Genomic DNA, 19,282 nt, shown 5'->3' on the forward strand with positions numbered 1-19,282 from the left:
GTCAGCTGGCGTAGGCGCGCAGCCGGTCGGCGCGCTCACCCTTGCGCAGTTTGGACATGACCTCGCGTTCGATCTGGCGGACCCGCTCGCGGGACAGGCCGAACAGCTTGCCGATCTGGTCGAGAGTTCGCGGCTGGCCGTCGTCGAGGCCGAAGCGCAGGCGGATCACCTGCTGCTCGCGCTCGTCGAGCGTGGCAAGGACGCTGCGCACGTCGTGGTGCAGCAGGCCGGCGATCACCGCGCTCTCGGCGGAGGTGGCCTCGGAGTCCTCGATGAAATCGCCGAGCGGTGCTTCCTCGTCGTTGCCGACGGGCATGTCCAGGCTCACCGGGTCGCGGCTGTGGTCGAGCAGGTCGGCGATCTTCTCCTCCGGAATACCGGATTCGAGGGAGAGTTCGGCGTCGGTGGCCTCACGGCCGAGCTGCTGGTGCAGTTCCCGCTTGATCCTCGCGAGCTTGTTGACCTGCTCGACCAGGTGCACGGGCAGCCGGATGGTGCGGCTCTGGTCGGCCATGCCGCGGGTGATGGCCTGCCGGATCCACCAGGTGGCGTAGGTGGAGAACTTGAAGCCCTTGGCGTAGTCGAACTTCTCCATCGCGCGGATGAGTCCGAGATTGCCCTCCTGGATCAGGTCGAGCAGCGGCATGCCGCGGCCGGTGTAGCGCTTGGCCAGCGATACGACCAGCCGCAGGTTGGCTTCGAGCAGGTGCGAGCGGGCGGCCTGCCCCTCGCGGACCAGGATCGCCAGATCACGCTTGCGAGTGGCCGATAGCCGCTTACCGGTCTCGAGCAGGTGCTGGGCATACAGGCCCGCCTCGATACGCTTGGCCAGTTCGACCTCGTCGGCCGCCGTGAGCAGTGCCGTGCGGCCGATTCCGTTCAGGTACACGCGTACCAGGTCGGCGGCGGGGCTCTGGGCGTCGATATCGGACTCGCTGGGGCGCACACGAGTAGTGGCGGGGCTTGTCATGACTTGCCTCCTGTCGGTGGTGTCTCACTCCGATCAACGGACCCGACTTAAAGAAAGTTCCCGATCCGGTCGGCGATAAACAGCTCTGAGCTGCAGGTTCCCACCCCTACGGCTGAGAAGTTCCTGAGAAGCGCGCCGCCGCGGAACCGAGCCCACTCGAGCGATGCGTTTACACCGGCCGTACCAGTCCGTGGCGCACCAACCCGGCAACGACGCGCACGGCCTCGGCGGCGAACTCGGGCGTCACCTGCTCGGCGCCGTCGGCGAGAGCCAGCAGTTCGAGCAGCTCGTATAACGGAAGACCGTCCGGTCGCATTCCCGCGACCAGGGCCACCGTCGCGTCGTCGACCTCGTGCTGCCAGCGGGGGCCGTCGCCGCGATGCAGCCGGGCCACCTGTTCGGTCCAGCCGTCCTCGCCGGGCAGGTACACCCGTTCCAGCGCGGTGGCGGGACTCGGCGCGAATCGGGAGGTCAGCGCGAGATTCTCGTCGGCGGCGACAGCGCGCAGCCAGGCCGACCGCGCGAAATAGGACGCGACCTCCCCGCCGAGCGGATCGTCGAAGCCGTGGGTGAGGTCCTCGGCCAGCAGTTCGGTGGGGCCATCGATGGCGTGCAGGTAGACGAAACCGAAGCCGATGCCGTCGACATCGGCGGCCTCGAAGGCGGCCAGCCACTGTTCGGCGCGCTTCTGCGCGGCCGGATCGCGCGGATCCAGGCCCGCGTCGCGCAGCCAGGTGCCGACATAGAGGCCGGGGTCGGCCACGTCGCGTTGCACGACCCACGCGTCGACGCCGTGTGCAGGCAGCCACGACGACACCCGCTGCCGCCAGTCCTGCCCGTCGACATGCGCCCACGCCGCGAGCATCGCCGCGGTGCCGCCGGGGGCGAGCAAATCCGGCGCCTGTCCGATGACCAGTTCGCTGGCGCCGTCGAGTGCGAGCCCGGAGTCCCGATAGGTGTGCTCGATCCGGGCCGGGCCGACCACGAACGGCGGATTGGCCACGATCTGATCGAAGCGCCGCCCGGCGACCGGCTCGAACCAGGAGCCCTCCAGCAGGTCGATGTCGAGGTCGTTGAGTGCGGCCGTCGCCTCGGCCAGCCACAGGGCTCGCCCGTTGACGTCGGTGGCGGTCACCCGGCCCGCGTAGCTCGCCGCGTGCACGGCTTGCACACCGCAGCCGGTACCGAGGTCGAGCACGGTGCCGACCGGTTCGGTGGGGGTGGCCCGCAGCAGTGACAGCGACGCGTGGCCGACGCCGAGCACGTGGTCCTCGGTGAGGGTGCGCCTGCGCATCGAATCGTCGAGGTCGGACAGGATCCAGCGCGTGCCGGCGCCGGTGTCGAGCGGTCGCAGGTCCAGTGCCGCCATCACCTCGTCACCGGCGCGGACCAGCAGGCCCGCCGCGACCGCGGCATCGATCCGCACCGGTGCCAGCGCCGCCGCCACCGCGCGCTCCGGCAGCGCGTCACCGAGCAGCAGCAGCCGGATGAGCGTGCCCAGCTCACCAGCAGCCCGCGCGGCCCGCCGCACCGGGACCGGCTCCGAGCGACCGAGCGCCGCGTGCACATCGGGCCCGAGCACGTCGAGCAGCGTGTCGGCGTCGTACCCGACCCGGACCAGCGCGGTGCGCAGATCGGGGCACAGCGCGGTGAGCAGGGAACCGGTGGCAGTGTGGTTGGTCGTCACACGCTCACTCTGCCAGCAACACGCGCGGCCCCCGACCGCCCGCTGCTCCGCGTCGCGAAGGTGCCGCGTGGCGCGGTCTCCGGTGACGTCGGCCGGTCACCGAATCGGCGGCGGATCTCTCCCTGTGCGGTGCGTTCGCGGCTCCGCGGCGGAGGTGGTCCGGTCAGTGAGTGGGGAGCAAGCCGGTGTCGGGGTCGCGGCCGGTGACGCAGTACGTGGTGCCGCTCGGATCGCGCAGCACGATCCACCCCGATCCGTCGGCGACATGGGTCGCGCCGAGAGATTCGTGCCAGGCCGCGGTGGCTGCGATGTCGGTGCTGGCCAGGTCGACGTGGGCGCCTGCCGGGCGCGGGGTGTCGAGGCGCTGCAGGAGGAACTGCAGTGGTCCGTCCCCGCCACGTAGCCGGGCGAACTCCGGACGGCGGCCCGGCGACAGCGGCCAATCGGTGAGCTCCTGCCAGAACACGGTGTCGACGGTGAGGTCGGCGGCGGACAGATCGAGGCAGATCTGGTCGAGGCGGGTGCGGGTACCGTCCGGCGCGGTGACGACGGCGGTGAGCGCTGGGGCCTCGCGGCGATACGGCGTGCAGCAGAAGGTCTGCCCGGCTGGCGATGTCAGCACCGTGTAGTCCGGTTCGACGGTGCGGACGGTCGCGCCGAGCCGGGTCGCCACGGAGACCGCGGCCGCGACATCGTCGACATCCAGATCCAGGTGGATCCCACCCCCGTCACCCACCGCCTGCATCTTCACCCACGCCTGTCCCCGCTCGGGCAGCAGTGTCACGAACTCGCCGCGCTCGCCACGTGGTGCCGACACCGTCGACCCGGTGACGGTGGCCCAGAAGCGCACGCACTCGTCGAAGGACTCGGCAGGCCGATCCAGAAACGCCCACATCCACCGAATCACCAGTGCCTCCTCGAACGCCGATGCCGGAGCACACCACACGGCCACCCGGTCGAAATCGCTACAGGGAAAGCGTATCCGGACGCCGCCGGGCCGCGAGCCGACCCGGCCCGTGGCACCGGGACGCGAAAGCTGGACACCTGGATCGCCGGACGCCGGAAAACGGTGGCGAGACCCCGAACCTGGCCACGACCCCGGCCGCGGGGTCGAGGCAAGCTGCGGAGAGGAAGGCCAGGCCGCGAGTGGTCGTCCGCGAGGAGGGTCGCTGGGGGCTGGTGTGCGTGATGGCTGGGCGCGGGCCCGGACGCCTGCGGCAGAAGCGGGACCCGGCCGCCGGACGCGGGAGCGCCCAGCGACTCTCCTCGCGGCCGGGCCGGGACCGAGGCCGGACGCGGGGAGTGTGGCCGGAGGTCGGGCGCTGGATGCCGACCGATGGCAGAATATTGTCGAAAGCTGACATTCCGGCCACTCGTTCGCGACGTTCCGATCCGCCACGATTCCCGGGTGACCGATCTCCGCGACCAGCTGACCTCCCCTGGCGACGATCCCACCGATCCGCCGACGACATCGGCCGCCCGCGCTGCCGCGCCGGTGCCGCCCGGCGGCCCGGCCGCCGGCACCGCATCGGACGACGCCGTCGGTGTGGCGGCGCGGAGTCGATGGACCGCACTGCACCCGGCCTGGATCGTGGCGGGCGTCGGCTTCGTCGCGCTGCTCGGTGCCGCCGCGTTCCGCTCGGTGCCGAGCGTCCTGATCGACCCGCTGCACGCGGAGTTCGGCTGGTCACACGCCACCATCTCGGCGGCCGTGTCGTTGAACATGCTGCTGTACGGCCTGATCTCGCCGTTCGCGGCGGCACTGATGGATCGCTTCGGCATCCGCAGGGTGGTGTGTGCCGCGCTGGTGCTGATCGCGGCGGGCAGCGGGCTGACGGTGTTCATGACCCAGGCCTGGCAGCTTGTGGCGACCTGGGGGCTGCTGGTCGGGGTCGGCGTCGGGTCGATGTCGATGCCGTTCGTCGCCACCATCACCGGCCGCTGGTTCGTGCGCAGCCGTGGGCTGGTGACGGGCGTTCTCACCGCGGCGGGCGCGGCGGGCCAGCTGATCTTCCTGCCGATGGTGGCGACGCTGGCGCATTCGCACGGCTGGCGGATGCCCGCGCTGATCGTTGCCGCTGTGGCCCTGGCGGTGGTGCCACTGGTGTGGTGGTTCGTCCGTGACTATCCCAGCGACCTGGGTGTGTGGGCCTACGGTGCCCCCGCCGGATCGGCGGTCGGGATGCGGGTACGGAGCACCGGCGGCGCGGGCCGGGCACTGCGGGTGCTGGCCCGCGCGGCCCGCAGACCGGGATTCTGGCTGCTGGCAGGCGGTTTCGCGATCTGCGGAGCCTCGACGAACGGGCTGGTCGGCACGCATTTCGTGAGCGCGGCCCACGACCACGGCATGCCGCCGACCACCGCGGCCGGGCTGCTGGCTCTGATCGGGATCTTCGACGTGGCGGGCACGATCGCCTCGGGTTGGCTGTCGGACCGGGTCGATCCCAGGTACCTGCTGCTCGGCTACTACTCGTTGCGCGGGCTCTCGCTGCTGGTACTGCCGTCGCTGCTCGCCCCGCAGGTGCAGCCGAGCATGTGGGTGTTCATCGTCTTCTACGGCCTGGACTGGATCGCCACCGTGCCGCCGACGGTGCTGCTGTGCCGGGAACTGTTCGGCGCGGACGGCCCGATCGCGTTCGGCTGGGTCTTCGCCGCCCACCAGGTGGGCGCCGCGCTCGCGGCCACCACCGCCGGATTCATCCGCGACCTGCACGGCTCCTATGACCTGGCCTGGTATCTCGCCGGCGGGCTGTGCGGGCTCGCGGCGGTGATGTCGATGCTGGTGCGCAGGCCCGCGGCCTCAGCCGTCGATGGCCTTGTTCGGGCGTGAGTCGAGGGCGAGCTGGTTGCGGCGCCCGTCCCAGCGGCTCGGCTCGTCCTTGGTGCGCGGTGGCCGGTCGTTGGCGATGAGCACCGCGATCCACGGCAGCGGCACCGAGGCGACGATGATCAGGATCGACAACAGCGGATTCTCGAACATGCTGTAGGCGATGGCGGCGAGCACCAGGCAGGGGATGCGGAACGCCATGATGATCGTGTACCGGCGGACCCTGGCCCGGTGCTGCTCGTCGAGCGAGGGCGCGGCCTCGGTGATCAGCGCGGGATGTTTGGTGTCGGCACCGGGGAAGTAGCCGCGCGAGGTGGGTGCGGCGGGCGTGCTCACCTCGGGGTCCGGTGTCGGTTCGTCGGCGCCGGAGGTGTCGCCGTAGGACTGCATACCCCGAGTCTCCCACTCGGCGCTGCCGAATGCACACGCGGCTGGTCAGCGGCATCGGCACCGGATGCGGCATCATGGAAGGCGTGAGTACAGACACTCTGGTACGCCCGGACACCACGACCGACGAGACGACCGGCGACGACGTCCCCAAGTTCTTCCACTACGTGAAGAAGGACCGGATCGCCGAGAGTGCCGTGATGGGCACCATGGTCGTCGCGCTGTGCGGCGAGGTCTTCCCGGTGACACGCTCGCCCAAGCCCGGCTCGCCGGTCTGCCCGGACTGCAAAAAGATCTACGAAGGTTTGCGCAAGGGCGACTGAGCGGGCTCGGCCTCCGGCGCCGCTGCGGTGGCGCCGGTCGGCTCGGCACGCTCGTCGTCCCCGCGGACCTGACTGCTCAGCCACTCCCGCACCTGTTCGATCCTGGTCGCCCTGGCGGGCCAGAACTCCTGCACCGCCGCGTTGAAGTGCGCGCCGAGGATCACCGCGAAGCCGAGGAAATAGGTGAACAGCAGGAACGCGATCGGCGTCGCCAGCGCGCCGTAGGTGACGCCGGTGGCCGAGATCCAGGACAGATACCGGCGCAGCAGCTCGCTGGCGGCCATGAAGAACACCCCGGCCACCAGCGCGCCGCCGAAGAGCCGATGCCACGGCAGCGACTTGTGCAGCGCCAGCTTGTACAGCGTGGTGAGCCCGACGATCAGCAGCAGCCCGACGATCGGGTAGTAGAAGGTGTCGATCAGACGTAGCCCGGGTTCGCGCCAGGTGTCGGGCAGTACCTGACCGATCAGGGCGGGCCCCAGCGCGATCACCGGCAGGATCAGCACCGCCGCCACCAGGAACTGCACGTACAGCAGCAGCGCGAAGATCCGCTGCCACACCGGGTGCCGCGCGTCCTGCTGATGGTGGGCCTCGGTGATCGCGTCGACGAAGGTCGCCATCGCCGAGGAACCCGCCCACAGCGACAGCACGAATCCGAACGACACCACGGCGCCGCGGCCGCGCCCGAGCACGTCGTCGACCGTCGGTGCGATGAGATCGTTCACCACCGACGGGCTGAAGAAATCCCGGCTGAACGCGATGATCTTGGCTTCGACGACGTCGACGGTGTCCGGCCCGAACAGCCCGCCCACGTAGCCGAGACTACCGAGCAGCCCGAGCAGCAGCGGTGCCAGCGACAGCGTCTGCCAGAACGCGGCCGCCGCGGACTTGGCGAAGATCGAATCGTCCCAGCTCTTGACGGCCACCCTGGCGATCAGCCGCCATATCGCGTGGAGCGGGCGCCGGAGTTCGCGGAGACGTTGCCCGGCGCTCCGGGAGGCGGCCGCGGGCGCGGCGGGACGCCCGCCGGGCTGATGCGCCCGCGGTGGGTGTGCCGCGTCGGCTGCCCGGAACTGGTCCTCGCTCATCTCCCGTCCAGCATCCCGCACGAAACCCGTCGGTGGGTGCGGAGCGGGCGTCGTGTCGGCGGGTAACAGGTAAATGGCCGGTGACCTCGGACACCGTTGTGATGCCGGTCGCTGACTCCGCGTCGGTTTGGCGACACGCCGGACCGGGCGGCTAGGGTCTTCTGCGTGACTGGGTCGGGTGGCGCCGCTGCGGCGAAGGATGCGGGTACACCGGGCGAGACCGCCGCCGGGGGTGTGTCGGGGGGAACCCTGCGTGCCTGGCAGCGCCGCGCCCTGACGAAATACCTGGCCACCAAGCCGCGCGACTTCCTCGCCGTCGCCACCCCCGGCGCGGGCAAGACGACCTTCGCTCTGCGTGTTGCCGCGGAATTGCTGGCCGACCGGACTGTCGACCAGGTCACCGTCGTCGCGCCGACCGAGCATCTCAAGCATCAGTGGGCCGCCTCGGCCGCGCGCTCCGGCATCCAGCTCGACTCGCGCTTCTCCAACTCCACCGGTGGCACCTCCGGCGACTACCACGGCGTAGTGGTGACCTACGCCCAGGTCGCGGCTCACCCGACGCGCCATCGGGTGCGCACCGAGAACCGCCGCACCCTGGTGATCCTGGACGAGATCCACCACGCCGGCGACGCCAAGAGCTGGGGCGAGGCCACCGAGGAGGCCTTCGGCGACGCCACCCGCCGCCTCGCCCTCACCGGAACCCCGTTCCGCAGCGATGATTCCAAGATCCCGTTCGTCACCTACGAGCCCGACGAGGCGGGCTTCCCGCGCTCGCGCGCCGACCACTCCTACGGCTACGCCGATGCGCTCGCCGACGGGGTCGTGCGCCCGGTGGTCTTCCTCGCCTACTCCGGTGACGCGCACTGGCGCGACAGCGCGGGCGAGGAGCACACCGCTCGCCTCGGCGAACCGCTCGACGCCGAGCAGACCGCCCGCGCCTGGCGCACCGCGCTCGACCCGGCGGGCGACTGGATCTCGGCGGTGCTGCGGGCCGCCGACACCCGGCTTCGGCAGCTGCGCGCCACCGGCATTCCCGACGCGGGTGGCCTGGTGATCGCCACCGATCAGGAACGTGCCCGCGACTACGCCGAACTGCTGGAACACATCTCGGGCGAGCGCCCGGCCGTGGTGCTGTCCGACGATCCGCAGTCGTCGAGCCGGATCGGGGAGTTCGCCGAGGGCACCCAGCCGTGGATGGTGGCGGTGCGCATGGTGTCCGAGGGTGTCGACGTGCCCCGCCTCGCGGTCGGTGTGTACGCCACCAGCGCGTCGACGCCGTTGTACTTCGCCCAGGCCATCGGCCGGTTCGTGCGTGCGCGCAGGCCGGGCGAGACCGCGAGTGTGTTCCTGCCCTCGGTGCCGGTGCTGCTGGATCTGGCCGCGCAGCTGGAGGTGCAGCGCGACCACGTCATCGGCAAGCCGCACCGGGAGAAGAACGCGCTCGACGACGAGCTGCTGATCGAGGCGAACAAGACCAAGGACGAGCCGGGCGAGGAGGAGAAGTCCTTCGTCGCGCTGGCCGCCGACGCCGAACTCGACCAGGTGATCTACGACGGTTCCTCGTTCGGCACCGCGACCTTCGCCGGCAGCGACGAGGAGGCCGACTACCTGGGTATCCCCGGGCTGCTCGACGCCGATCAGATGCGCGCGCTGCTGCGTGACCGGCAGACCAAGCAGCTGGCCGAGCGCAGCGTCGCCGAGCCCGCCCCAGCGCCCGCGGTGGTCGCCGAGCGCATCGCCACCTCCGACAAGCTGGGTGAACTGCGTCGCGAGCTCAACAGCCTGGTCGCCATGCATCACCACCGCACCGGCAAGCCGCACGGCGTGATCCATGGCGAGCTGCGCCGGGAATGCGGCGGTCCGCCCACCGCGCTGGCGACCGCCGACCAGCTCACCGAGCGCATCGCGCTGCTACGCCGCCGGTAGGACGCCGACGGCGGGGTGGCTCACCGTTCGGTGCGGCCCCTGCCGCGCGGCTGGGCTCTCAGCCGGTCCGCGCCGCGGCGAGCACCGTGAGCGCGCTGTCGACGGCGGCCCTCAGTTCGGCGGATCCGACACCATCTCTGGCCTGGATCGACAGGCCATAGAGCACGGTGCTGTACAGCGCGGCCAGCGCCGCGGTATCCGTGTCAGGTTTCAGGTCGCCGTCGCGGACGCCGCGGTCGAGGCGGGCGCGGATATCCGCGGTGGTCCGGCGACGTGCCTCGACGAGGAATTCCCGGACCGGAGCTGTGCGGGGGGTGTAGGTGGCCCCGGCCAGGACCACCATGCAGCCGTGCGGCAGGCACGGATCGGTGTAGGTGACGACGTTGCCGCGCAGCATGGCCGCGATCGCGGCGTAGGCGGTGGGTTCCTCGCGCAGGGCGCGCGCGGTGTGCGAACCCTCGGTGCGGCCGTAGAGCTCGACAGCGGCACGGAACAGGGCTTCCTTGTCGCCGAACGCGGCGTAGAGGCTGGGTGAATTGATGCCCATCGCGGCGGTGAGGTCGCTCATCGACGCGCCGTCGTAGCCACGCTCCCAGAACACCTCCATGGCGCGGCGCAGGGCCGCGTCGCGGTCGAAGCCCCGTGGGCGCCCGCGTTCTGCCATGTCCCGCCTTTCCGTGCCGGTCGTTCAACATACCCCGGCCGCTGTGGCATGCACTATTTCTGTGTCGATTGATACGAAACTCTTGACGCGTGGGGCGCCGGTGCGCTTGGCTCTTTCTGTATCAATCAATACAGAAATGGAGTGACCCCGGATGACGAACATGACCGTGGCCCTGGTGACCGGCGGCAGCAGGGGGATCGGTGCCGCCATCGCGCGCAGGCTGGCTGCCGCAGGCACCGATGTGGCCTTCACCTACCAGCGTGACGACACCGCCGCCGCGGCGGTGGCCGCCGATATCACGGCGCTCGGCAGGCGCGCGCTGGCGATCCGGGCCGACAGCGCCGACGCCGCCCAGATCGGGTCCGCCGTCGACCGGGCAGCGCGCGAACTGGGGCGCCTGGACATCCTGGTGAACAACGCCGGTATCTTCCCGGCCAAGCCCTATGCGGAGTTCGAGCTCGCCGAGATCGATCGTGCGCTCAACATCCACGCGCGTGCGCCGTTCGTCGCCGGGCAGGCCGCGCTCGCCCACCTCGGCGACGGTGGCCGGATCATCTCGATCGGCTCGAATCTGACCGACCGCGCGCTCTTCGGCGGACTCGCGCTGTACAACTTGAGCAAGTCGGCGCTCAACGGCTACACCAAGGCGCTGGCCAGGGAACTCGGGCCGCGCGGGATCACCGTCAACCTCGTGCAGCCTGGCCCGACCGACACCGAGATGAATCCCGCCGCCGGTGACCACGCGCCCACCCAGCGTGCGTTCAACGCGCTCGGGCGTTTCGGCGCGCCAGAGGACGTGGCCGAGCTGGTCGCGTTCCTGGCCGGGCCGTCGGGCCGCACGATGACCGGCGCGATCATCACCGTCGACGGCGGCACCAACGCGTGACGCGTGCGGACCGTGTTCCGCGGTTCCCGCGCAGGCCGACCCGGCTCCACCTCAGCGCGCGCGGTCGAAGAAGCGGCCGGGGTCGAGAGTGTTGATCCTGATCCAGCGTGGTTCCGTGGCATCGGCGCCTGGGGCGGGTGCGTCGAAGTAGCCCTGTAGTTCCAGTGCGAGCCTTGGGTTCTCGTCGACTCGCCGGGCGATCGTGTACAGCACGGCGAGCAGGTGGACACACCGTTGGGTCCGCGCCGAACACGAGCAGTCGGTGCTCGCCAGAGTCGGCGCGGGGGAGTATCCGGCATCGCGGAGCGCCCGGTGCGTCTCGTCGGTGACCACGGTCGGGTCGGCGATCACCCGCGCGATCGTGGTCACCGCCGCGTGCGGCAGGGGCGCCACCTCCACGTGCGCGACCGAGGCCTGGCCGCCACGGTGCAGGTGCGCGCGGACCGTGCGCGCCTCGATCACGAGGCGCACTCCGTCGTTGCGGGCGATGCTGCGAGCGCGGGGGAGCAGTGGTTCGGGGCGGGTCTGGCGCAGCGGTTCGGCCAGTCGTACCCAGTCCCTGCCCCACGGGGTATAGCCGAATTCGTTGTCGGGCATCAGTTCTCCCGCTTACGTCGGAGGATGTCGACCAGGGCGTCGTCGTCGAGCCTGGCCAGTGCGGCGACGCCTGCGGTGTCGGTGAGATCGGTCAGCGCCGACTTTCGGGCGTGCATGGCCGCGATGTGTTCCTCGACGGTGGTCGCGCTGGTGAGCGTGGTGACGGTGACCGTGCGGGTCTGCCCGATCCGGTGCGCGCGGTCCGAGGCCTGCGCCTCGACGGCCGGGTTCCACCAGCGATCGAAATGGATCACATCGGCGGCTCTGGTGAGGGTGAGTCCGGTGCCCGCCGCCCGCAGGCTCAGCACGAGCACCGGTGGGCCATCGGGTGCTTGGAACGTGGTGACGATCTCGCTGCGCCGCGTTGTGTCGAGCCCGCCGTGGAAGAACGGCGTCTCGATCCCGAACTGCTCGGCGAGATGGCGCACCAGCAGCTCGCCGGTGCGGCGGTACTGGGTGAAGACCAGGGTGGGGTCGCCGGTGTCGAGATTGGTGCCGACGATATCGGTGCACAGATCGAGTTTGCCGGAGCGGCCCGCCAGTTCGCTCAGCTCGCCGGAGATCAGGCCGGGGTGGTTGCACACCTGTTTGAGCTGGGTGAGCGCGGCGAGCACGCGGCTCTGCCGCTGCAGGCCGGTCCCGAAACCCTCGTCGAGCGCGTCGGCAAGGACCGCGTCGTAGACCCGTTCCTGCTCGGCGGTCAGATCGCAGAGCAGATCGCTGTGGATCTTGGCCGGCAGCGCGGCGGCCACCTGGGTCTTCTTGCGGTCCAGGACGACCGGTTCGATCGCGGCGCGCAACCGGGCCGCCGCGGCGGTCGAGCCCTCCTCGATCGGGCGCACGAACCGGCGCCGGAACTGGGTGCGGTGCGCGAACATTCGCGGCACGGTGAGATGCAGCAGGGCGAACAGTTCGTCGAGGTGGTTCTCCACCGGTGTGCCGGTGAGCGCCACTTTCGCCGGTGCCGTGAGGGCCCTTGCCGCCTTCGACACCTGGGTGCGCGGATTCTTCAAGGCCTGTGCTTCGTCGAATATCACACCGGCCCAGGTGATCTCGGTCAGCGCCGCACCGTGCAGGCGCAGCGCCGGATAGCCGGTGACCACGACGGTCCCCGGCGCGGCGGGTACCTGGCCGCCACGCCAGGACAGCACGGTGAGGCCGGGCGCGAACCGGGTGATCTCGTTGACCCAGTTGCCCACCAGCGAGGTCGGGCACACCACCAGCTGTGGACCTTCGGCCCGTCCGGCCAGGAACCCGATGGTCTGTACGGTCTTGCCCAGCCCCATTTCGTCGGCCAGCACCGCGCCGCCGTAGGCCGCCACCGTCTCCCGCAGCCACCCGACACCCCGCACCTGATACGGCCGGAGCTCGGCGTCGAGCACCTCGGCCAATTCGGCGCCGACGGCCTCGGTCTCGCACAGCACACGCACCGCCCGCTCGCCGGAGACGATCGCCTCGCCGACCGCGTCCGGCACCGCGTGCGCCGCGATCGGCAGCGTCTCGGCGGCCGTCGGCGGGTCCACGGTGTCGTCGGGGTCGGCGCAGGTGAGCAGGGCCTGCCAGGCCAGCGCGGACGCGGCGAGCGCGTGCGGCGGCAGCGTCATCAGCTCGGCGGGGGTGACGACTGCGGCCGGGACTTCGGCGAGCTCGATGGACCCGCGCTCACCGACCGGCAGGGCCAGGGGCAGGAGTTCGGGATCGCCGATGTCGGTCGGCGCGTGGCCGGGGGTGTGCCCGGTCCAGGTCCACAGGGCGAACAGGTGACGGTCGGGGAGGTAGGTGGCCTGGGTGGCGGGCAGGGTGTTCTCCTCGGCGGGGCGGCACGGACGAATCAATAACGTACACTGTACTGAGTTTGTTCCCGACTGCCAGTGAAGGACGGCCGGTGCCCACCGACAGCGATGCCAAGACCACCGAGCAGGCCGCCAGGATCCTCGAGCTCCTGTGGCGGCACGCGCTCCCGGCCAAGGTGGGTGGGCGTGGCCCGAAGCCGGGCCTGTCCGTGGATGCGGTGGTGGCCGCGGGCATCGCCCTGGCCGACCGAGACGGCATCGGGAAGCTGACCATCCGCGCCGTCGCCGCCGAGCTCGGCTTGCGCGCGATGAGCCTCTACACCTACGTCCCCAGCAAGGAGGCGCTGCTGGTGCTCATGGTCGACGCGGTCGCCGCCGGTGATCCGCCGATCCCGGTCGGCCTGCCGGTCCGGGAGCGGTTGATCGCGATCGCCACCAGGATCAGGGACGAACTGCTAGCCCATCCGTGGTTGCTCGAGGTCTCTCCGTGGCGTCAGGTCCTCGGTCCGGCCCGGATGCGCCGCTACGAACGCCAGCTCACGGCGATCGACGGCATCGGCCTGTCCGACCTCGCCATGGACCGAGCCATCGCGGTGCTCACCGACTTCGCCACCGGAAACGCCCGGCTGGCGATCGCGGCGCGGGGTGCCGCCGCGCAGCTCAGTGACGCCGACTGGTGGCAGGTGCACGGCCCGCTGCTGACCAGGGTGATGCCTGCCGAGGAGTTCCCGCTAGCAGGCCGGGTCGGTACCGCCGTCGGCGAGCACTATCAGGCGCCCGCCGACCCCGACGGCGCCTTCGCCTACGGCGTCGCCGTCCTGGTCGACGGCCTGCTCGCCGATCCGGGCGCCTGATCCGCCGGACGACGACAGCGGGCGCCGGAATCCGGTCGCCCGCTGTCGGGTGTTCTGTTGTCGGATGCTGTTGTTTCGGACGCGAGGAGTGGTCAGAGCGCGGGAGCGGAGTCCGTGTCGATCACGGCTTCCAGCTCGCGCAAACGGTCCATGTGTTCATTCGCGTGGTGCTGGCAGAAGAGCAACTCGCCACCCGCGGGAAGAACGGCACGCACTCGGGCAGCCGCCCCGCAACGATCGCAACGATCGACCGCGGTCAGTGGGGTGCTGGTCAGTGTTCCTGGCATGACTCCTCCGTCCCGGCTCCCGGCGCTGCGTGGCCGTTCGCCTAGGTGTGGGCCCCGTGGTCACTCCACGTGGCTCGCTCCGCTACTTCCCAGCAGTGGTACGACTACTTTGTCAGACGATCGGGGTTCAGGCTTTGTTCCCGGAAGTGAATCTTTGTGTTTTCGATAACACGACCTGCGGTTTCGCGGAGAGCGAACAATCGCTGGTCACCGTCTCGAGCACCCGCCGATCACCCACGGTGCCGTCTGTGCCACCTCCTACCTCGTTCCCGCCACTCATCGAGATGATCGCTCGCTGCGGTGTTGCCCGTTACGCGTGTGGCAGGGTCTCCTCGTCCGAACCTGTTGTCTACCCGGAGATTACCCGTGACATCCGACACCCACACGCTTGTTCACCTGTGTTCTTCCGAAGAATGGGCGCAGGCTCGCAGAGCCGGGGAACGCAGGCCGCCGTCGCTGGCCGAGAGCGGCTTCGTGCACCTGTCCACGCCTGCTCAGGCCCACCTGCCCGCCAACCGCCTGTTCGCAGGGCGCACCGACCTGCTCGTGCTGTGGCTCGACCCGGCCCGGTTCACCGGCGAGGTGAAATGGGAGCCGGGCGTGCCCGGCGATCCGGCGGCGATGCTGTTCCCGCACCTGTACGCCCCGCTGCCGGTGGCCGCGGTGCTCGCGGCCGTCCCGTATCGGCCCGGCCCCGGTGGCGAGTTCGGTCCACCCCGACGCCACGATGTGGCGTAGGCCACATTCGACCGCCTCGCGCGGCTACTGTGGAAGGCGTGAACGTCGACGTCACAGCGCTACCGGGGATCGGAGTGCGCAAGGATTTCGAGGTCAGGTCCGGCCGCCGGGTCGGGGTGATCGCCCATCGTGACGGCGATCTCGACCTGATCGTGTCCAAATCCGACGACCCGGACGCGATCGCCGCCCAGGTGCCGCTGTCCACCGACGAGGCGTCGGTGCTGGCCAACCTGCTCGGCGCACCGCAACTGGTCGCCAAACTCAACGACGACCATCGCGACCTCCCCGGGATCACCACCCGCCAGCTCGCCGTCGGTGACGATTCCCCGTACGCGGGCCGCACGCTCGGCGAGACCGCGATGCGCACCCGCACCAAGACCTCGATCGTCGCGGTGATGCGCGCCGGTCAGCTCCACCCGTCGCCGGGCCCGGACTTCACCTTCACCGAAGGTGATCTGCTCGTGGTCGTCGGCACTCCGGACGGCCTCGACGCGGCCGCGAAGATTCTCGCGCACGGCTGACGGCCGTGACCGCGCAGGCCCTGGCGCTGCTCGAACTCGGCGCGATCCTGTTCGCGCTCGGGGTCTGCGGGCGGATCGCAGGCCGGTTCGGTATGTCACCGATTCCGCTGTATCTGCTGGGTGGGCTGGCGTTCGGGCGCGGCGGGTTCTTCGAGCTGGAAGCGGCCGTCGAATTCGGTCATCTGGCCGCCGAGATCGGTGTCGTGCTGCTGCTGTTGCTGCTCGGGCTCGAATACACCGCGCCCGAGCTGATGACGGGGCTGCGGCGCTCCTGGGCCGCCGGTGTGCTCGACCTGGTGGCCAACGCGCTGCCGGGGGCCGCGGTCGCGCTGATCCTCGGCTGGGGTGTGCTCGGTGCGGTCGTGCTCGGCGGTGTCACCTACATCTCGTCCTCGGGGATCGTCGCCAAGGTACTCGACGATCTGGGCCGTCTCGGTAACCGCGAGACCCCGGTCGTGCTGTCGATCCTGGTGCTGGAGGACCTGGCCATGGCGGTGTATCTGCCGATCCTGACGATGATGCTGGCCGGGCTGAGTCTGCTCAGCGGGCTGGTGTCGCTGGCGATCGCGCTGGCAACCATCTCGGTGGTGCTGGTGGTGGCGCTGCGCTTCGGCCGGGTGGTCTCGGCCGTGCTCGACAGCGCCGACCGCGAGGTGTTCCTGTTGCAGTTGCTCGGCTCGGCGTTGCTGGTGGCGGGCGCCGCGTCGGCGCTGAACGTCTCGGCGGCGGTCGGGGCGTTCCTGCTCGGCATCGCGATCTCCGGGTCCACCGCGCACGAGGCCGCCAAGCTGCTCGCGCCGCTGCGGGATCTGTTCGCCGCGATATTCTTCGTCGCCTTCGGCCTGTCCATCGATCCGGCCGCGGTGCCGCCGGTGTTCGGCTGGGCGGTGCTGCTTGCGGTGATCACCACCTGCACCAAGATCGCCGTCGGCTGGTGGGCGGCGAGCAGGCAGGAGATCCGGCGGATGGGGCGGGCAAGGGCCGGTGCCGCGCTGGTGGCGCGCGGCGAATTCTCCATCGTCATCGCCGGACTCGCCGTCGCCTACGGCAAGGCCGATGTGCGTCTCGCCGCGCTCGCCTCGGCCTATGTCCTGCTGATGGCGATCCTGGGGCCGATCGCGGCCAGGATCGTGGAGCCGGTGGTCGAGTTCACCAGGGGCCGACCGGGTCTGGCGACGGGTTGAGACTCAGTCGACGATCCGGCGCGGCCAGTTCCCGGCACCGTCGTAGGCGAGTTCCTCGGTGCGGTACTCGATGTGCTGTGCCGGGGCGGGGCCGGGCGGCGCGGGCAGCGGGAGCCGTGCCGGTGCGGTGCGCGGCGTGGGCCGGTGCCGGGAGGTCAGCCACATCCGGGGCAGCGCCTCCTCGTTCTCGATCTCGGTGAGGCTCACGGCGATCAGGACCAGCATGGTGACGATACTGCTCACCCCGATCAGCGGCGCGATCAGCTCCATCGCCGCCGAACCAGATGGCGGCGCCGCGTGGTGGTCGGTGTGCGCGTGCATGGCGGCCATGCCGGTGTAGTGCATGCCGCACACGGCCACCCCCATGATGAGCGCGGCGCCGACGGTGGCCAGAAAACCCTTGACCCGCAAGGTGAACCACAGCGCCACGACCGAGGCGGCCACCGCGATCACCATCGAGAGCGCCACCAGCCCCGCGTCGTAGCTGACAGTCGCTGTCGTTCGCATCGCGTACATGCCGGTGTAGTGCATGGTGCCGACCCCGGTCCCGGTGATCGCGCCTGCGGCCAGCAGCGAACGCAGCGTCGGCTGCGGTTTGTTCACCATGAACAGCCCGATGCCGACGACCACCATCGCGGTGATCGCGCTGAACAGGGTCAGCGGAATGTCGTAGCGGATCTCCGTGCCGCGGATGCTGAATCCGAGCATCGCGATGAAGTGCATGACCCAGATCCCGGTCCCGCCGATGGCGATCGCGGCGCCGATCAGCCACCCGACCCTGCCCTCGGTGGCGTTGCGGCCGCGGGCGGCGCACTGCAGGCCGAGCAGGCATCCGGTGACGGACATGAAATACGCGAGAACAGGGGTGATCCAGCCGTAGCTGAAGTGATAGATGTCGAGCACGCCGCGAAACCCTCAATGCCGAATACCGCAGCCGGGCGGCGGTAGAACGAAAAACTGGAAGCGACGATACGGTGTAGAACCCGAATTCGGAGTGTTCGCAGCGTGGTTCGGCGGCGTGTTCTTGATCACGAAACGGTTACCGAGTCCGGTTTATTGGGAATACCAACCGACTGGAATTTTTATTCGGAATCAAATCCGACCCGTGCGCGACATGCGAAAGGCCCGCGCCGTCCGGGAGGGGACGGCGCGGGCCCTCATGCGCTCGGATCAGTCCAGGTAGTCGCGCAGCACCTGCGAACGGCTCGGATGCCGCAGCTTGCTCATCGTCTTCGACTCGATCTGGCGGATGCGCTCCCTGGTGACGCCGTAGACCTGACCGATCTCGTCGAGCGTGCGCGGCTGACCGTCGGTCAGGCCGAACCGCAGCCGGACCACGCCCGCCTCGCGCTCGGACAGCGTCTCCAGCACCGACTGCAGCTGATCCTGCAGCAGCGTGAAGCTCACCGCGTCGACCGCAACCACGGCCTCGGAGTCCTCGATGAAGTCGCCGAGCTGGCTGTCGCCCTCGTCGCCGATGGTCTGGTCCAGCGAGATCGGCTCACGCGCGTACTGCTGGATCTCGAGGACCTTCTCCGGGGTGATGTCCATTTCCTTGGCCAGCTCCTCCGGGGTGGGCTCACGGCCCAGATCCTGGAGCAGCTCGCGCTGGATGCGGCCGAGCTTGTTGATGACCTCCACCATGTGCACCGGGATGCGGATGGTGCGCGCCTGGTCGGCCATCGCGCGGGTGATCGCCTGCCGGATCCACCAGGTGGCGTAGGTCGAGAACTTGTAGCCCTTGGTGTAGTCGAACTTCTCGACCGCGCGGATCAGGCCGAGGTTGCCCTCCTGGATCAGGTCGAGGAACGCCATGCCGCGGCCCGTGTAGCGCTTGGCCAGCGAGACCACCAGGCGCAGGTTCGCCTCGAGCAGATGGTTCTTGGCCCGGTTGCCGTCGCGCACGATCCAGGTGAAATCGCGGCGAGTGGTGACCGAGAGCTTCTCGCCCGCCTCGGCGAACTCGCGCATCTTCTCCGCGGCGAACAGGCCCGCCTCGATCCGCTTGGCGAGTTCGACCTCCTCCTCGGCGTTGAGCAGCGCGACCTTGCCGATCTGCTTGAGGTAGGCGCGCACCGAGTCGGCCGAGGCGGTGAGCTCGGCGTCCTTGCGGGCCTGCCGCAGTGCCTCGGACTCCTCCTCATCCCAGACGAAATCGCCGGAGGCCTTGTCCTTCTCGGACGGCTCTTCGGTCTCGGCCTCTTCGGTGGAATCCTCGGCGACCTCTTCGACCAGCGTGTCACCCTCGGTGAGCTCGTCCTCGGAGACCTCGAGGTCGCCGAGGTCGTCGAGCTCGATCGACTCGTCTTCGAGCTGCTCCTCGCCACCCTCGCCTGACGTCGCCTTCTTGGCGGCGGTCTTCTTGGCCGGAGCCTTCTTGGCGGCGGCTTTCTTGGCCGGAGCCTTCTTGGCGGCGGCTTTCTTGGCCGGAGCCTTCTTGGCGGCGGCCTTCTTCGCCGGAGCCTTCTTGGCCGGGGTGGTGGCGTCGGCGTCGGCGTCGGCCGAGTCGGCGGTCTGACGGGTATTCGTGGCTACCACGTACGCCCTTTC

Annotated in this window: 19 protein-coding genes; 8 read left to right on the forward strand and 11 right to left on the reverse strand. The window is 70.0% G+C overall.

What is annotated here, in order from left to right:
• Position 1: 1 nt before the first annotated feature.
• The 3 genes from ACFOW8_RS17595 to ACFOW8_RS17605 form a co-directional block, all read right to left on the reverse strand.
• Positions 2-970 carry a sigma-70 family RNA polymerase sigma factor gene (locus ACFOW8_RS17595; protein ID WP_378551704.1) on the reverse strand — a complete coding sequence of 323 codons (969 nt, stop codon included), beginning with the start codon at positions 968-970 and terminating at the stop codon, positions 2-4.
• A gap of 169 nt (positions 971-1,139) precedes the next feature.
• On the reverse strand, positions 1,140-2,657 hold the full coding sequence (locus ACFOW8_RS17600) for a DUF7782 domain-containing protein (RefSeq protein ID WP_378551705.1): 1,518 nt from the start codon (positions 2,655-2,657) through the stop codon (positions 1,140-1,142).
• Positions 2,658-2,820: 163 nt separating this feature from the next.
• Positions 2,821-3,564 (reverse strand): VOC family protein, encoded by a 744-nt coding sequence (locus tag ACFOW8_RS17605; protein ID WP_378551706.1) that lies wholly within the window; start codon positions 3,562-3,564, stop codon positions 2,821-2,823.
• Between the two features lie 501 nt (positions 3,565-4,065).
• Between ACFOW8_RS17605 and ACFOW8_RS17610 the strand changes: the two genes are divergently transcribed.
• Positions 4,066-5,487 (forward strand): MFS transporter, encoded by a 1,422-nt coding sequence (locus ACFOW8_RS17610; protein WP_378551707.1) that lies wholly within the window; start codon positions 4,066-4,068, stop codon positions 5,485-5,487.
• Here the strand turns inward: ACFOW8_RS17610 and ACFOW8_RS17615 are convergent.
• Positions 5,458-5,874: a DUF3099 domain-containing protein gene (locus tag ACFOW8_RS17615; protein WP_378551708.1), complete on the reverse strand. Its 417-nt coding sequence runs from the start codon at positions 5,872-5,874 to the stop codon at positions 5,458-5,460. The two genes, ACFOW8_RS17610 and ACFOW8_RS17615, sit on opposite strands and share 30 nt — an antisense overlap.
• 83 nt (positions 5,875-5,957) lie before the next feature.
• On the opposite strand from ACFOW8_RS17615, the gene ACFOW8_RS17620 reads away from it, so the two are divergent.
• A complete protein-coding gene (locus ACFOW8_RS17620; RefSeq protein WP_030202808.1) occupies positions 5,958-6,194 on the forward strand; it encodes a DUF3039 domain-containing protein in 237 nt (78 codons plus the stop codon).
• Here ACFOW8_RS17620 and ACFOW8_RS17625 read toward each other — a convergent pair.
• Positions 6,167-7,282 (reverse strand): YihY/virulence factor BrkB family protein, encoded by a 1,116-nt coding sequence (locus tag ACFOW8_RS17625; protein ID WP_378551710.1) that lies wholly within the window; start codon positions 7,280-7,282, stop codon positions 6,167-6,169. The genes ACFOW8_RS17620 and ACFOW8_RS17625 overlap by 28 nt on opposite strands.
• A 234-nt stretch (positions 7,283-7,516) precedes the next feature.
• Here ACFOW8_RS17625 and ACFOW8_RS17630 point away from each other — a divergent pair, with 234 nt between their 5' ends.
• The gene (locus ACFOW8_RS17630) at positions 7,517-9,208 is read left to right on the forward strand and encodes a DEAD/DEAH box helicase (protein WP_378552080.1); all 1,692 of its coding nucleotides are present in this window, start codon (positions 7,517-7,519) and stop codon (positions 9,206-9,208) included.
• 58 nt (positions 9,209-9,266) lie between these two features.
• Here ACFOW8_RS17630 and ACFOW8_RS17635 read toward each other — a convergent pair whose 3' ends face one another.
• Positions 9,267-9,872: a TetR/AcrR family transcriptional regulator gene (locus ACFOW8_RS17635; protein WP_378551711.1), complete on the reverse strand. Its 606-nt coding sequence runs from the start codon at positions 9,870-9,872 to the stop codon at positions 9,267-9,269.
• A 151-nt stretch (positions 9,873-10,023) separates the two neighbouring features.
• On the opposite strand from ACFOW8_RS17635, the gene ACFOW8_RS17640 reads away from it, so the two are divergent.
• Positions 10,024-10,758, forward strand: a complete 735-nt coding sequence (locus ACFOW8_RS17640; RefSeq protein ID WP_378551712.1) for an SDR family NAD(P)-dependent oxidoreductase — start codon at positions 10,024-10,026, stop codon at positions 10,756-10,758.
• A 51-nt stretch (positions 10,759-10,809) separates the two neighbouring features.
• On the opposite strand, the gene ACFOW8_RS17645 is transcribed toward ACFOW8_RS17640, so the two are convergent.
• Together ACFOW8_RS17645 and ACFOW8_RS17650 are read right to left on the reverse strand one after the other, a co-directional pair.
• Complete coding sequence (locus tag ACFOW8_RS17645) at positions 10,810-11,355, reverse strand: hypothetical protein (RefSeq protein WP_378551714.1); 546 nt, start codon at positions 11,353-11,355, stop codon at positions 10,810-10,812.
• The gene (locus tag ACFOW8_RS17650; RefSeq protein ID WP_378552082.1) at positions 11,355-13,115 is read right to left on the reverse strand and encodes a DEAD/DEAH box helicase; all 1,761 of its coding nucleotides are present in this window, start codon (positions 13,113-13,115) and stop codon (positions 11,355-11,357) included. Before ACFOW8_RS17650 ends, ACFOW8_RS17645 begins: the two co-directional genes overlap by 1 nt.
• A 125-nt stretch (positions 13,116-13,240) precedes the next feature.
• Between ACFOW8_RS17650 and ACFOW8_RS17655 the strand changes: the two genes are divergently transcribed.
• Positions 13,241-14,002 carry a TetR/AcrR family transcriptional regulator gene (locus ACFOW8_RS17655; RefSeq protein ID WP_378551715.1) on the forward strand — a complete coding sequence of 254 codons (762 nt, stop codon included), beginning with the start codon at positions 13,241-13,243 and terminating at the stop codon, positions 14,000-14,002.
• Between the two features lie 92 nt (positions 14,003-14,094).
• Here the strand turns inward: ACFOW8_RS17655 and ACFOW8_RS17660 are convergent, their stop codons facing one another.
• The gene (locus ACFOW8_RS17660) at positions 14,095-14,289 is read right to left on the reverse strand and encodes a DUF7455 domain-containing protein (RefSeq protein ID WP_378551716.1); all 195 of its coding nucleotides are present in this window, start codon (positions 14,287-14,289) and stop codon (positions 14,095-14,097) included.
• Positions 14,290-14,655: 366 nt separating this feature from the next.
• On the opposite strand from ACFOW8_RS17660, the gene ACFOW8_RS17665 reads away from it, so the two are divergent.
• Genes ACFOW8_RS17665 through ACFOW8_RS17675 form a run of 3 tightly spaced genes read left to right on the forward strand, consistent with a single transcriptional unit; the run spans position 14,656 to position 16,732 of the window.
• Positions 14,656-15,027, forward strand: coding sequence for a DUF952 domain-containing protein (locus ACFOW8_RS17665; RefSeq protein WP_378551717.1), 372 nt, complete (start codon positions 14,656-14,658; stop codon positions 15,025-15,027).
• Between the two features lie 38 nt (positions 15,028-15,065).
• Entirely contained in the window at positions 15,066-15,548 is a 483-nt protein-coding gene (locus ACFOW8_RS17670; RefSeq protein WP_378551718.1) for a cation:proton antiporter regulatory subunit, read from the forward strand.
• A 5-nt stretch (positions 15,549-15,553) separates the two neighbouring features.
• Complete coding sequence (locus ACFOW8_RS17675; protein ID WP_378551720.1) at positions 15,554-16,732, forward strand: cation:proton antiporter; 1,179 nt, start codon at positions 15,554-15,556, stop codon at positions 16,730-16,732.
• Positions 16,733-16,735: 3 nt separating this feature from the next.
• Here the strand turns inward: ACFOW8_RS17675 and ACFOW8_RS17680 are convergent, their stop codons facing one another.
• Together ACFOW8_RS17680 and ACFOW8_RS17685 are read right to left on the reverse strand one after the other, a co-directional pair.
• Entirely contained in the window at positions 16,736-17,635 is a 900-nt protein-coding gene (locus ACFOW8_RS17680; RefSeq protein WP_378551721.1) for an MHYT domain-containing protein, read from the reverse strand.
• Positions 17,636-17,902: 267 nt separating this feature from the next.
• Entirely contained in the window at positions 17,903-19,270 is a 1,368-nt protein-coding gene (locus tag ACFOW8_RS17685; RefSeq protein ID WP_378551722.1) for an RNA polymerase sigma factor, read from the reverse strand.
• Positions 19,271-19,282 lie beyond the last annotated feature (12 nt).

It is taken from the genome of Nocardia rhizosphaerae, assembly GCF_042650365.1.
Classification (GTDB): domain Bacteria; phylum Actinomycetota; class Actinomycetes; order Mycobacteriales; family Mycobacteriaceae; genus Nocardia; species Nocardia rhizosphaerae.

What these genes read in the sequence shown, in the direction of transcription:
- ACFOW8_RS17595 (WP_378551704.1), bottom strand. Translation starts at nt 970, where the DNA reads ATGACAAGCCCCGCCACTACTCGTGTGCGCCCCAGCGAGTCCGATATC.
- ACFOW8_RS17615 (WP_378551708.1), bottom strand. Translation starts at nt 5,874, where the DNA reads ATGCAGTCCTACGGCGACACCTCCGGCGCCGACGAACCGACACCGGAC.
- ACFOW8_RS17625 (WP_378551710.1), bottom strand. Translation starts at nt 7,282, where the DNA reads ATGAGCGAGGACCAGTTCCGGGCAGCCGACGCGGCACACCCACCGCGG.
- ACFOW8_RS17635 (WP_378551711.1), bottom strand. Translation starts at nt 9,872, where the DNA reads ATGGCAGAACGCGGGCGCCCACGGGGCTTCGACCGCGACGCGGCCCTG.
- ACFOW8_RS17640 (WP_378551712.1), top strand. Translation starts at nt 10,024, where the DNA reads ATGACGAACATGACCGTGGCCCTGGTGACCGGCGGCAGCAGGGGGATC.
- ACFOW8_RS17645 (WP_378551714.1), bottom strand. Translation starts at nt 11,355, where the DNA reads ATGCCCGACAACGAATTCGGCTATACCCCGTGGGGCAGGGACTGGGTA.
- ACFOW8_RS17660 (WP_378551716.1), bottom strand. Translation starts at nt 14,289, where the DNA reads ATGCCAGGAACACTGACCAGCACCCCACTGACCGCGGTCGATCGTTGC.